Genomic DNA, 13,479 nt, shown 5'->3' with positions numbered 1-13,479 from the left:
CAGGCGGTTACCTGTTCGGCGCCTCGTAGCCTGCCATGGGGCGCGCATCTCTACGGTCTCCTCGTCGTCGCCCATGATGCCCGAACCGGCGCGGCAGACGAAATCACCAGTAGCAATGGCGAGGTTGCCGAGACGCGTCAGTACAGTGGCGGGGTAGTGGGTGAGGAGTGGCGCTGCCAAACCTGCTCACGCGACGGAGGCGAGGCCTCAGGCAGGTTTTAAAGACAGTCTTGGCGGGGACCCTCGGCGCTCGGGGACGTTGTCCGGGGCTGTCTGGCCGGCAGGGTCTCAAGGAGCGCTGCGTATGGAACAAGGTGTGGCGACGGCGGTCCTCTGCATCGTCGCCGGCGGGGTCGCCGCCCAGATCCTCGCCGCCCGGCTCCGCATTCCGGCCATCGTCCTCCTGCTCGGGCTCGGCTTCCTCGTTGGCCCGGTGCTAGGGCTGCTCTACCCCTCCCAGGCGTTCGGGCCGAACCTGCGCCCCCTGATTGGCCTGGCGGTGGCCATCGTGGTTTTCGAGGGTGGCCTTGCCCTCGACTTCCGCGAGCTGCGGGCGGCCGGCGAGGGCGTGCTGCGGCTCACCGCCATCGCGCTGCCCATCAACTTCGTGCTGGGCACGCTCGCCGCGCACCTCATCGGCGGCATGCTCTGGGGGCCTTCAGCCGTGGTTGGAGCCATCCTGGTCGTGACCGGCCCCACAGTCATCCTGCCCCTGTTGCGCCACGCTCGGCTGGAACGCCGCTCGGCCTCGTTCCTGAAGTGGGAGGCCATCGTCAACGATCCCGTAGGGGCCATCCTCACCGCCATCGTCATCGAGATCCTGGTCGGTCTGCCGCACCGCTTGGGCGAGGAGGCCGTGACCGACTTGGCGCTCCACCTCGCGGAAGGGGCGGCGGCCGCTGCCGTGCTCGGGGCCGGCTCGGCCTTTCTCGTGGCCTGGGCGTTCCGGCGCGACCTCGTCTCCGAGACGCTGAAGACACCACTGCTTCTGGCGCTGGCGCTTGTAGCTTACGCGGTCCCGAACCTCTTGATGCACGAGGCCGGGCTGATCGGCGCTACCGTTTTCGGCATTGCGCTCGCGAACCTGCACGTCCCCGGCATCGCGGAGCTGCGCCGTTTCAAGGAGGCGCTCGTCGTCCTCCTGGTCTCTTGCCTCTTCGTCGTCCTCACCGCCGATCTCGACCTTGCGGTTCTGGGCAAACTCTCCCTGCCGGTGCTCGCCCTGACGGCTGCAACGCTGTTCGTGGTGAGGCCGGCAGCGATCTGGTTGGCCACCTGGCGCAGCGACCTGACCTGGCGCGAGCGCCTGTTCGCCGGTTGGATCGGCCCGCGCGGCATCGTGGCGGCCGCGGTCGCCGGCCTGGCCGGCCCGAGGCTCAGCGAGGCGGGCTATGCGGGAGGCGACCTCATCCAGCCGACGGTGTTCGCCGTCATCGTCGCGACCGTGCTCGCCCACGGCTTCTCGCTCGGGCCGCTGGCACGGCGGCTAGGGCTCTCGGTCGCGGCGGACGCGGAACGCCTTGCCATTGTCGGGGCCTCGACGTGGTCGAGCGACCTCGCCGTGACGCTCCACAAGGCCGGCGTCCCGGTCCTTCTGATCGACACCTACCCCGGTGCCCTGCGCGCGGCCCGGTCGGCGGGCGTGCCGACGTTACAGGCCGAGCTCCTCTCGCGCCATGCGGAAGAGGGCTTGGCAGACCAGCCGCCGGACTACCTGCTCGCGGCGACCCGGGACGAGCTCTACAACGCCATGGTCTGCACCCGGCTCGGCCCCGAGCTCGGGCGGGAGCGGGTCTACCAGCTCGCGCCCTCGGCCGACCACCTGCTGCACGCCGAAACCGGCGTCAGCCGGGATCTCCGCGGCAAGGTGCTCGCGGACGGGGGCCTGGACTTCGAGACCTTGGCCGAGCGGTACGGCGCCGGATGGCGCTTCTCGGTGGCACCTACCGATGCCGCGGACGTTGCGGCCACCCCGTGCCTGCTGGTCATCCGCTCCGGCGGCCGCCTCGACTTCCCGTCGCCCGAGCACGAGCTTGGGACACCGGAGCAGGGTGACAGGCTGGTCCTGCTCGTGGCGCCTCGCAGAGGTGCCCGGCCGGAGACCGATGCCCGCTCCAACGCCGATGCAGCCACCGGCTAGACGAACCGGCACGCTCGACGTCCGCAATTCACCTGCAATCGTGCCACATCAACTGCGCCCATCCACTTGGCTGCCGCGACCGAATCCCCGAAGCCAGATGCACCGGCACCGTCGTCACGGCCCACGGTCCGCCTACCGCGCCGGAAGGCTTCAGCAAGGTGGTGGAGCTCAGGCCGGGGCGAGACACTTGAAGCTGGCCCGCACGACTGCGAGCGTAGGGCTCGCCCCCGTTCCTAAGGGCTGGAACCGTTGACGACAATGTCTGCCAGAAAGTCAACTGGACGAACGAGCACATTCCGGGGTTATGCGAACGGCGGTGCAGGACAGGCCTTGGTCGAAGCAGGATGGTCCCGAGCGCCGACCTTTGCCCGCGACGTCCGTAGCTCCCGGTCAGTCTGCCGCCCTGGGATCCGGGATTGCCCGGCACTGGACGAGGTGCGGGCTGACCATGATGCCGGCGGTGTCGTTCATCGGCACCTCGATGGTGCAGCGAAGCCCTTCCGGAGCGAATTCGATGTGTGCCACGCCGCCAAGCTCGCGCCTCATGCACATCGAGATCAGGCGCGTGCCGAAGCCCCGGTGCTTCGACAATATGACTGGCGGACCGCCTGCCTCAACCCATTCGAGGCGGAGGTGACGCATGCCGCTCTCGCCGAGCACGACCTTCCACTCGACCTGGACTTGGCCGGCCGGTATCGACAGCGCCCCTACTTAGCCGCGTTCATGGCGAGTTCGTGAAGCACCATTCACAGGGGCCAGCACGTGCCGCTGCGGCAACTCGACATCGGGGCCGCCGACGACGAACCGCTCGCCCGCTGTCCGGTAGGCGCCGATCTTGTTCCTCACCACCTCGCGCGAGGGTGCGCCGTTCCAGTCGTCGCGGGTGAGGAGGTCGTGTGTCTTCGATAGGGCCATGGAGCAGGCGACAAGCAGGCTCCTGCCGATGCTCGCGCACGGGTTCGAGGAGCGGAAGCGGGACGCCGCGGCCCAGGAGCAGGTCCATCAGCTCCTAGCGCGCATGAGGGCTTAAGGGTTCTACGGTTGAGCGGCCGCCACCTCCTCACTCAATGAAGTGCCGAGGCTCAGTAGCAAGACCGACGGCGTCACGGACCAGGTTACTGTCGAGGATAGCTAAACCGCACGGCGTGACCAAAGTGTCCGCAGCTCAGTTTTGGTGCTCAGGACTGCACTCCGCGTCAAGGTTCAGTCGTACCGTGCAGAGCTGTGTCCCGTGCTCGTCGCGTACAAAGGCCACGAAATCGCGGTGGCCGTCCTGCGGCGGCGCCTCCCTGCCGATATCAGGAAGTGCCGCGATCGCAGCGTCACGCGCCTCGCGAAGGTTCTCGTACTCCTGGCCTTCATCGTCCTTCAGCCACAGCGAACCATCCTGGAAGTCGAGAAAATAGCGTGGCATCTGATTGCGTGATATGGATAGGGCGGGACCGTGTAGACCTAGAAACCCTTACAGCGCCATTGGTTGCATAAGTTATTCTACGGAGCGGCACACACCGGCCAAGCCGATGAAAAGCGCCGAATTTCTGAGCATCTGTGCACTTGTGTACAGACAGCCGTTCAAGCGTTGCGGTAAAAGAGGGGACCCGACACAAACAGAAGCAAGCCGCCACTGCCCCATGCCGTCTGCCCTTGAAACCCCGCTCAGTGGCAATCTACTCCTCCGCGCCCTGCGCGTGCCCGATCGCGCGCTGCTCGAGCCGCATCTGGAGCTCAAACCCTACCGGCGGGGCGAGGTGTTGTTTGAGGCCGGCGTGGATGTCAGCCACATCTCGTTCCCGCTCGGACCGTGTGTGGCCGCCCTCGTCATCGGGCTGCAGGACGGTCGAGCCGTTGAGACCGCTACGGTCGGCCATGAGGGCGCCATCGGCGGTGTGGTCAGCCAAGGATTGCTGCCGGCGTTCAGCCGTGCGGTGGTGCAGGTTCCCGGCTCTGTGTTGCGTGTGGAAGCTGCGGTCCTCCAGCAGATCAAGCAGACCTCTCCAGGCTTGCGAAACCTGATGACCCGCTACTCCGACTGCCTGCTCGCCCAAGTGCTGCAGTCTGTGGCCTGCAATGCCAGCCACACGATCGAGGCTCGCTGCTCCCGCTGGTTGCTGAGTTTGCAAGACCGGCTTGGCAGCGAGGTCCTGCCGATCACCCATGAGGTGTTGGCCGAGCTGTTAGGGGTGCAGCGCTCCTATCTCACGCGCACGCTGCGAACACTCCAGGAACAGGGCCTGATCCAGGTGCGCCGCGGGCGCATCATCATTGAGAGCCGTCCTTTGATGGAAGCGGCGGCCTGCGAGTGCCACGGCGCGGTCAAGCGGCATTTCGAGACGGTGCTGGGCGCCGTCTATAATGCCTCAGGCACCCTGGTATCGCTCCGCCCTGTCCCAGCGGAAGGCCCACCGATGTCTCAAGCCGTCTAAAGGTTATCCCCTTGCACTGAAACCAAGCTCGCACGCCTGCCTGACAAACTCATGCCCTGGTCCGACGATCCCCTCGACAGTGTCCCAAAGCAGAGCTTCAACGACGTCGTACGTCTGGCGGCCGAGCTCTGCCAGGTCGCGCATGCCCTGATCTGCCTGCAGGCGGGTGAGCGTCTCCAGGTGCACGCCTCCTACAGTGCCCCTGATGCTGTTAGCGTGTTGGACCCTGACGTGTCCGCCGATGCTGCAACGGCGGATGAACTGCTCATCGTCCCTGACCTGCACAAAGATCCGGGGCTGCAAAGCCGTCCGCGACTTACCAGCGGGGCAGTGGCCCGCTTCTACGCAGCCGTGCGCCTGCAGTCGGCTGATGGTAGGTTATGGGGCATCCTGTGCGTGCTGGATCCTGCACCGCGCCCAGTTGGCCTGACGAAGGCGCAGCAAGAGTGCCTGCGCAGCCTTGCCCGTCAGACGGTCACGCTACTTGAGATGCGGGCCGCTGCCCGCACGCACCGCGCACAGCGAATGTTGCACGAGCGCATCCTCGATAGTGCGACCGACTATGCGATCATTGCCATGGATCACGGCGGCCGGATCACGCGGTGGAATAGCGGGGCCGAGCGCATTCTGGGCTGGCGTGAGGTCGAGGTGTTGGGTGACCCAGCTCACCTGATCTTCACTCCTGAAGATCGGTCCATCGGCCGCCCGGAAACCGAAATGCATCTGGCCCTGACCCAGGGCAGCGCCCCGGACGAGCGCTGGCACCTGCGCAAGAATGGCGAGCGGTTCTGGGCCAACGGTGAGCTGATGCCGCTCAAAGCCGAGAACGGCACCGTGCAGGGCTTTCTCAAAATCCTGCGCGACCGCACTCAGCAGCGCAACGAGGCGGCCGAACGCAACGCCAGTGAGCTGCGCTTCCGCTCGCTCGTCGAGGTCAGCCCGCAGGTGGTCTGGTTCGGCGATGCCGCCGGCAACATCACCTACTGCAATCCAGTCTGGTACGAGTACACCAGCCTGACCCCTGGCGACACCCGTGGCGACGGGTGGGCCAACGCCATTCATCCCGACCACCGCGACCGGGTGCTTGGAATCTGGAGGCGCGCGGTTGAGACCGAGGGCTCCTACGAGGTCGAAATCCCGTTACGTCGCGCCAGTGATGGCCAGTACCGCTGGTTCCTCGCGCGGGGACGGCCCATACGCGACGCTGCTGGCATTCTGGAAAGCTGGATCGGTATCGCTCTCGACATCCACGATCGAAAGGAGGCTGAAGGCGCGCTGCGCGCCGCGCAAGAGCAGTTGCGCCTTGCCGTCGAGGCGACCGAGACGGGCGTGTTCGACTACGACCTCGTCGCGGACGAACTCAAGTGGGACAACCGTATTCGCTCTTTCTACGGCCTGGCGCCGAATGCCCACGTTGACCTGACCGTCCACCTGGCCCGTGTGCACCCAGACGACCACGATCGAGCAAACAAGGCGGTGGCCGCCGCCGTCGATCCGGACGGCGCCGGCATCTATGACATCACCTATCGCACGATCACCCCGGAGGACGGCACCGAGCGTTGGGTGTCCGCAAAGGGTCAAACCCTGTTTGAGGGCGGGCGACCAGTACGCCTCATCGGTACCGCACGCGATGTCACCCAAAGTCGGCGCGCCGAGCAGACTCTGCGCGAGACCGAGGAACGCTATCGCCTCGCGGGGCAAGCCACCAACGATGCGATCTGGGACTGGAACCTCGCCAGCAACCACGTGCTCTGGACCGAGGCGATGCGGGTGGCTCACGGCTACACGCCCGATGCGGTCGAGCCGACCGGCGACTGGTGGATCAGCCACATCCATCCTGACGACCGTGGGCGTATTGACGCCTCCATCCATGCCGTCATCGATGGGACTGGCACCACCTGGAGCAACGAGTACCGCTTCCTGCGTGCGGATGGCTCCTATGCCGACATCCTCGACCGCGGCTACGTCATCCGTAACGCGCAGGGGAAGGCAACCCGCATGATCGGGGCGATGCTGGACATCACTGAGCGTAAGCGGGCAGAAGAGCACCAGCGCCTCCTCACGGGCGAGTTGCAGCACCGGATCAAGAACACCCTGGCGATGGTCCAGGCGATTGCCAGCCAGACGCTACGTGGCGCCACAGACCTTGATGAGGTCCGCGAGGCGTTCGGCGCTCGCCTGATCTCGCTAGGTCGGGCGCACGACATTCTCACGCAGGCCAGCTGGACAGCCGCTCCAATCGCTGAGGTGATCGAAGGCGCCCTGTGTGTTCACCAACAGACCAGCGCCTCGCGTATCCGGATCAGTGGTCCGAACGTGCTGCTAGCGGCCAAGCCCGCGCTTGCGTTATCGCTGGCGATACATGAGCTGGCCACCAACGCTGCGAAATATGGCGCACTCTCGAACGAGGATGGCTTCGTGGACCTGCGCTGGCACGTAGTCCACGAGAGCGGGGGCTCCAAGTTTTGCTTGACCTGGACCGAGCAGGGCGGGCCGCCCATCCTGAGTCAGCCCGCACGGCGCGGCTTCGGCTCCCGCCTGATCGAGCGCAGCTTCACCGCCGAGGTCAACGGTGAGGTCAAGCTCACCTACGCCCCAACCGGCCTGATTTGTCGCTTGGAAGCGTCCCTTGCCTCCATGCAGGACGTGCATGTCGAAGATGTGGCTTAGCGGCAATCTTCTGTGAGAAGGAAGTTTTTGTATACAGCCAAGCTGAAACCCTCTGCCCGGTAGCCATCTTATTTTCACATGAGTTTAGATGCTGAACCTCCACCCGTTGTCGCGCTGGTTGCCGAAGATGAGTTCCTGCTCAGAATGGAAGCAGCCGATACCCTGGCCGATGCCGGATACAAAGTCCTGGAGGTGGCCAGCGCTGATGCGGCGTTGCGCTACCTCCAGGAGAAGGACGGCATCGATCTTCTGTTCACGGATGTGAACATGCCAGGTAAGCTCAATGGCTTTGACTTGGCTCGCGAAGTTGCTCTTCACTGGCCTGAGATCATGATTGTGGTGTGCTCGGGGGCAGCTAAGCCTGGTCCCGGGGACCTCCCTCCTAAAGCGCGCTTCATCGACAAACCCTACTCTGCCGGGCTGGTTGAGCAGGTGCTGCGTGAGCTGCAAGCGGTGGGAGGTTCCTTGAACTAGGAAACTTTCCCCGTCATGCACAGGATTTTTAACAGCTGAATTTATGGACCCCTCCTCAATCCCGCACGTTCTTACGGACACGCTGGCTGCAGCGAGGCTGCCAGCGACCAGATTGAATATTGCAAAGGGAATGGATTTACATGGCTACCAATCAGAAGACCTTGCAGGACGCGTTCTACGAGACGCTTAAGGACATCTACTACGCCGAGAAGCAGTCTGTGCGTGCACTCAAGAAAGCGGCCAAGTCCGCGCAGCATAAGGAACTCAAGCAGGCGTTTGAGATCCATGCCGAGGAGAGTGGCAACCAGATCGAGCGCCTGCAGCAGGTGTTCGAGATCATCGGCAAGCCGGCACGTGCCAAGACCTGCGAGGCGATGCAGGGTCTGACCTCCGAAATGGAGGAGGATCTGGAGGATTTCGGCGGTGGTCCGGCTGCCGATGCAGTGCTGGCCGGCTGCGCCCAGGCGGTCGAGCACTACGAGATCGCTCGCTATGGCACGCTGAAAACTTGGGCGTCACAGCTCGGCTACAAGGACGCAGCTAAGCTGCTGGACGAGACCCTGCAGGAAGAAAAGAAGACTGACGAGCTGCTTACCCAGATCGCCGAGCGTATCAACGTTGAGGGCATGGAAGGCGCTGAGGACGACGTCGGCGAGGAAGATGAAGACGACAATGACAAGGTTCAGACCAAGGGCAAAGGCCGCCGGAAATCCGCTTGACCTGAGAAGCAAACACTGGGGACGCTGTCAAACGTCCCTTCTTGCGTGGTGTGCTGACGGCGACCCGGCTGCTGCAAAGGTTGCAGCGGCCGGGTCGCCGGTGACTCCGGCCGAGCGAGCAGGCAGAACCGGAGTGACCTGCAGGAAAATAGGCGGCGGCTGCTAACGTCCAGGGTCACAATCCAATTAGTTTGACTAAGCGGGAGTCCGCTTTCCACCACTCACGGAATTTTGGGAAATCTGCCTTCCGGCAATCTGATTAGGTCGAATGTTCGACCTTGGTCGGGAGTGGAACAACCGCTTGTAGAAACTAGGCGTACGAAGCAGACGCGCGAGGCGACGCAAAGGGTGGTAGAAGACCCTGCTTTTATCGCGTTGGCGCTCTGTGCAGCACCCGATTCAGCCCAAGGGCCGCGAGCGTGCACAGGGCACCGGAGACGAGATAGGCGCCGACCGACCATAGGCCGAAGGTGCTCGCGAGCCAAAGGGCGACAAGTGGTGCGAAGCCGGCGCCGATGAACCAAGCGGCTGTCGCAGTCGTGCCCGCGCCCGTGTAGCGGTGCTTGGCCGAGAAGCTGGCGTTCAGCGCACCCGAAGACTGGCCGAAAGCGAGCCCGAGGAAGGCGAAGCCCAGCAGCACGTAGGTCCATTCGCCTGCGGGCCCCTTGTCGAGCAACCGCGGCGCGAAGCCACCATAGGCGCCGATCAGCACCGCGGAGAGCCCGAGCACGGTCCGCCCCCCGAGCCGATCCGCGAGGAGCCCAGACAGCGCCACGGTCGCGAGCCCGACACCGGCCCCGACCAGCTCGATCACTAGGAAGCGCAAGGATGCGTCGCCTCCGGCCAGCACCACCCATGACAGGGGAAACACCGTGACGAGGTGGAAGAGCGCGAAGCTCGCCAGGGGGGTGAACGCACCGAGGATTACCGTTCGTCCCTCTTCGCGCACGAGGTCCGATAGGCGGGACGGCTGCAACTCCCGGCTCTCGTAGAGTCGGGTGAATTCGGGCGTGGAGATCAGGCGCAGCCTCGCGAACAGCGCCACGACGTTGATGACGAAGGCTACGAAGAATGGGTAGCGCCAGCCCCAATCGAGGAAGTCCGCCGGCTTCAGCGTGGCGAGCAGGAACGCGAACAGGGCGCTCGCCACGAACATGCCGATCGGTGCGCCAAGCTGCGGGACCATCCTGAACCAGCCGCGCCGTTCCGCCGGCGCACTGAGCGACAGCAGCGCGGGCAGCCCGTCCCAGGTGCCGCCCTGTGCGAAACCCTGTCCGATCCTGAGGATCCCTAGGAGGATCGCGGCAAGACCGCCGACCTGCGCGTGGCCGGGCAGGAACGCCATGGCCGCCGTCGATCCTCCGAGCAGAAAGAGCGCCGCCGTGAGCTTCACGCCCCGCCCATGCCACCGGTCGACCCGCATGAAGACGAGGGCGCCGAAGGGCCGGGCGACGAAGGCCAGCGAGAAGATCGCAAACGAGTATAGTGTGCCGGTCAGCGCGTCTGCGTATGGAAAGACCAGTGACGGGAAGACTAGCACCGAAGCGATCGCGTAGACGAAGAAGTCGAAGAACTCTGACGAGCGTCCGATGATGACGCCGACCGCGATCTCGCCGGGCCGGATGCGGTGCTCGCGTGCGTTGACGAGCCGGGCATCGCGCTCCAACGGTTTCGAACTCGCGGGGCCGGCGCTCGTGACTGCCATCCGTTAGGTCTCCTTACGTCCGCGTCCCCGCGTGGGTTCGGACCGCGTGCCTCACCGGCGATCGGTTCCACGACGGCCATAACGGCGAGCGAACCGAGGGGATTTGACCGCGGTCAAAGTCGACGGGGGTCCGCGCCGGCTATCCCAGCGGCCATGTTCGACCCAGCATTCAGTCCTTTGAGACGGGCCTTCGCCCTCGCGCTCCCGCTGCTCCTGCTCGGTGGCTGCGACGCGGTGGTGATGAGTCCCACCGGAGACGTTGCGCTGCAACAACGCAACCTCATCCTATTTTCGGTTGCGGTTATGCTGCTCATCATCGTGCCGGTGATGGTGCTTACCGTGCTGTTCGCCTGGCGCTACAGGCGGGGCAACGCGAATAAGGTCTACGAACCCGATTTCGATCACTCGACCACGCTCGAACTGGTGATCTGGTCGTGTCCGCTGCTCATCATCATTGCGCTGAGCGCAGTGACCTGGACGAGCACGCATCTGCTCGACCCGTTCCGGCCGCTGGAGCGCCTCGCACCGGGCGTACCCGTTCCCTCGGACATGAAGCCGCTGACCGTCGAGGTTATCGCCCTCGATTGGAAATGGCTGTTTATCTATCCCGATCTCGGAATCGCCACTGTGAACGAGCTCGCCTTGCCCGTGAACGTGCCGGTCCGTTTCGCGATTACTTCGAGCGACCAGTTCAACACGTTCTACGCACCGACGCTCGCCGGCATGATCTACGCCATGCCGACCATGCGCTCGGAGCTGAATGCCGTGCTCAACAAGCCCGGCGACAGCTGGGGCTACTCGGGCAACTACAGCGGCCGTGGCTATTCCGACATGCGGTTCAAGCTGCGCGGCATCGAGGCGGCCGATTTCGACCGTTGGGTGGCGGAGGTGAAGGCCGCCGGCGGCATCCTCGCGCTGTCGAATCTCGTGGAGCTGGTCAAACCGAGCGAACGGGTACCGGTGATGCGCTTCGCCTCTGTCGAGCAAGGGCTTTTCGACCGTACGCTCAACCGCTGCGTCGAACCGGGCAAGCCCTGCATGGTCGACCTCATGCGCCGCGACATGGAGACGGATCGAGGTCACGCACACGCGCATGGGGTGCCGGAGATGCCCCCTGGACGCTCGGCGGAGCCGCTCATCGGCGGCAAGCCCAAGCCCGCCCTGGAAAAGGTGCCCGAGGAGAAGGGCTCCGGCCCGAACGTCACAGCGCCCGCGCAGCTCGATCCCCGCGGCGCGCTCGAGCCGGGCAGCGCGCACAACCGCGACCATCAGTAATCCGCTCACGCGCCGTCCATCCCTCCTGCCGGCCCGCCATTCGGCGCGGGATCGCCCTTCCCCATCGGGACCGTCATGACCGACATCCATCTCAAGACGATCTTTGGCCGTTTGACCTGGGAATCCTTCCCGATCCACGAGCCGATCCTGTTCGGCACCTTCGTCGTCGTCCTGCTGCTCGGGCTCGCCATCGTCGGCGCGGTGACTTGGTATCGGCTCTGGGGCTATCTCTGGCATGAGTGGTTCACGAGCGTCGATCACAAGAAGATCGGCATCATGTACGTGATCCTCGGCATCATCATGCTGCTGCGGGGATTTGCCGACGCGCTGATGATGCGCGCGCAGCAGGCGATCGCCTTCGGTGCGAACGAGGGCTACCTGCCCGCCCACCACTACGATCAGATCTTCACCGCCCACGGGACGATCATGATCTTCTTCGTGGCGATCCCGCTGGTGGTGGGCATCATCAACTTCGTGATGCCGCTCCAGATCGGCGCGCGCGACGTCGCCTTCCCGTTCCTGAACAACTTGAGTTTCTGGCTCACCGCCGCGGGCGCGGTCCTCACCATGGTCTCGCTGTTCGTGGGCGAGTTCGCCCGCACGGGCTGGCTATCATATGCGCCGCTTGCCGGACTTGCCTATAGCCCCGACACCGGCGTCGACTACTACCTGTGGTCCTTGCAGATCGCGGGCGTGGGCACGACGCTGTCAGCGATCAACATGGTCGCGACCATCATCAAGATGCGCGCGCCCGGCATGACCATGATGAAGCTGCCGGTGTTTTGCTGGACCGCGCTCTGCTCGAACGTGCTGGCGATCGCGATCTTTCCCGCGCTCACCGCCGCCTTCTTCCTGCTGATGCTCGACCGCTACGTCGGCACGAACTTCTTCACCAACGATCTCGGTGGCGCACCAATGATGTACTGGAACATGGTCTGGATCTGGGGTCATCCGGAAGTCTACGTTCTCGTCCTGCCTGCGTTCGGCATCTACTCTGAGATCACTTCGACCTTCACCGGCAAGCGCCTGTTCGGTTACTCGTCGATGGTCTACGCCACCGTCGTCATCACGATCCTGTCCTATCTCGTTTGGCTGCATCACTTCTTCACGATGGGCGCCGGACCTGCCGTGAACTCGTTCTTCGGCATCGCTACGATGGTGATCTCGATCCCGACTGGCGCCAAGATCTTCAACTGGCTGTTCACGATGTACCGCGGTGATATCCGCTTCGAGCTACCAATGATGTGGGTCGTGGCGTTCATGCTGACTTTCGTCGTCGGCGGCATGACCGGGGTGCTGCTCGCCATTCCGCCGGCCGACTTCGTGCTCCACAATTCGCTGTTCCTCGTGGCGCACTTCCACAACGTGATCATCGGCGGCGTCGTGTTCGGCCTGTTTGCCGGCATGGTCTACTGGTTCCCCAAGGCCTTCGGCTTCAAGCTCGACCCGTTCTGGGGCAAGGTCGGGTTCTGGGGCTGGGTCGTCGGCTACTGGGTCGCCTGGACGCCGATCTATGTGGTCGGCCTGATGGGCACCGCGCGCCGCGTCCGTCATTTCGACGATCCGAACTTCCAGCCCTACTTTGTCATCGCGGCCATAGGCGCGCTCATCATCCTGGTCGGCATCCTTGGCTTCGTGATGAGCATCGTCATGGGTTTCGTGAACCGCACCGCGTTGCGCGACGTTACGGGCGACCCCTGGGACGGCCGCACGCTCGAATGGTCGACCGCCTCGCCGCCGCCGGCCTACAACTTCGCCTTCCTGCCGGTCGTGCACGACCTGGACGCCTGGTACGACATGAAGAGCCGCGGCTACGCCCGGCCTACGGGCGACTTCCGCCCGATCCACATGCCGCGTAACACCGGCACGGGTGTGATCCTCGCCGGCCTGTCGCTCAGCCTCGGCTTCGGCATGGTCTGGTACATCTGGTGGCTCGCCGCCTTGAGCTCCCTCGCCCTGCTCGCAGTGGCGGTTGGGCACACCTTCGACTTCGCGCGCGACACTTTCATCCCGGCCGACGTGGTGGCGGCGACCGAAGTCAAGCGCCGGACGCTGCTCGGCCAGGGGGGCTGA

11 protein-coding genes are annotated in these 13,479 nt (G+C 64.6%); 7 read left to right on the top strand and 4 right to left on the bottom strand.

Features of this window, described 5'->3' with window-relative positions:
* Positions 1–304: 304 nt before the first annotated feature.
* Complete coding sequence (locus tag HPY23_RS11385; RefSeq protein ID WP_099954382.1) at positions 305–2,140, top strand: cation:proton antiporter; 1,836 nt, start codon at positions 305–307, stop codon at positions 2,138–2,140.
* Between the two features lie 390 nt (positions 2,141–2,530).
* Here HPY23_RS11385 and HPY23_RS11380 read toward each other — a convergent pair whose 3' ends face one another.
* The 3 genes from HPY23_RS11380 to HPY23_RS11370 form a co-directional block, all read right to left on the bottom strand.
* Positions 2,531–2,782 carry a hypothetical protein gene (locus HPY23_RS11380; RefSeq protein WP_123834332.1) on the bottom strand — a complete coding sequence of 84 codons (252 nt, stop codon included), beginning with the start codon at positions 2,780–2,782 and terminating at the stop codon, positions 2,531–2,533.
* Between the two features lie 69 nt (positions 2,783–2,851).
* Positions 2,852–3,055 carry an HWE histidine kinase domain-containing protein gene (locus HPY23_RS34045; RefSeq protein ID WP_099954380.1) on the bottom strand — a complete coding sequence of 68 codons (204 nt, stop codon included), beginning with the start codon at positions 3,053–3,055 and terminating at the stop codon, positions 2,852–2,854.
* A 250-nt stretch (positions 3,056–3,305) separates the two neighbouring features.
* Positions 3,306–3,554 carry a DUF6894 family protein gene (locus tag HPY23_RS11370; RefSeq protein WP_099954379.1) on the bottom strand — a complete coding sequence of 83 codons (249 nt, stop codon included), beginning with the start codon at positions 3,552–3,554 and terminating at the stop codon, positions 3,306–3,308.
* Between the two features lie 217 nt (positions 3,555–3,771).
* Between HPY23_RS11370 and HPY23_RS11365 the strand changes: the two genes are divergently transcribed.
* The 4 genes from HPY23_RS11365 to HPY23_RS11350 all read left to right on the top strand — a co-directional run bounded on the left by HPY23_RS11365 (position 3,772) and on the right by HPY23_RS11350 (position 8,426).
* Positions 3,772–4,563, top strand: a complete 792-nt coding sequence (locus HPY23_RS11365; RefSeq protein ID WP_099954378.1) for a Crp/Fnr family transcriptional regulator — start codon at positions 3,772–3,774, stop codon at positions 4,561–4,563.
* Between the two features lie 51 nt (positions 4,564–4,614).
* On the top strand, positions 4,615–7,233 hold the full coding sequence (locus HPY23_RS11360) for a PAS domain S-box protein (protein WP_099954377.1): 2,619 nt from the start codon (positions 4,615–4,617) through the stop codon (positions 7,231–7,233).
* A gap of 78 nt (positions 7,234–7,311) precedes the next feature.
* A complete protein-coding gene (locus tag HPY23_RS11355) occupies positions 7,312–7,707 on the top strand; it encodes a response regulator (protein ID WP_099954376.1) in 396 nt (131 codons plus the stop codon).
* A 140-nt stretch (positions 7,708–7,847) separates the two neighbouring features.
* Positions 7,848–8,426, top strand: a complete 579-nt coding sequence (locus tag HPY23_RS11350; protein ID WP_099954375.1) for a YciE/YciF ferroxidase family protein — start codon at positions 7,848–7,850, stop codon at positions 8,424–8,426.
* Positions 8,427–8,793: 367 nt separating this feature from the next.
* Here HPY23_RS11350 and HPY23_RS11345 read toward each other — a convergent pair whose 3' ends face one another.
* A complete protein-coding gene (locus tag HPY23_RS11345; protein WP_099954374.1) occupies positions 8,794–10,131 on the bottom strand; it encodes an MFS transporter in 1,338 nt (445 codons plus the stop codon).
* A gap of 153 nt (positions 10,132–10,284) precedes the next feature.
* Here HPY23_RS11345 and cyoA point away from each other — a divergent pair, with 153 nt between their 5' ends.
* Positions 10,285–11,406 carry a ubiquinol oxidase subunit II gene (gene cyoA, locus HPY23_RS11340; RefSeq protein ID WP_099954373.1) on the top strand — a complete coding sequence of 374 codons (1,122 nt, stop codon included), beginning with the start codon at positions 10,285–10,287 and terminating at the stop codon, positions 11,404–11,406.
* Between the two features lie 75 nt (positions 11,407–11,481).
* The gene (gene cyoB, locus HPY23_RS11335) at positions 11,482–13,479 is read left to right on the top strand and encodes a cytochrome o ubiquinol oxidase subunit I (protein WP_099954372.1); all 1,998 of its coding nucleotides are present in this window, start codon (positions 11,482–11,484) and stop codon (positions 13,477–13,479) included.

Source organism: Methylobacterium ajmalii, from assembly GCF_016613415.1.
In the GTDB taxonomy this organism is placed as follows: domain Bacteria; phylum Pseudomonadota; class Alphaproteobacteria; order Rhizobiales; family Beijerinckiaceae; genus Methylobacterium; species Methylobacterium ajmalii.
Note: the sequence above shows the minus strand (reverse complement) of the source record. Positions and strands in the feature narration are given on the sequence as shown.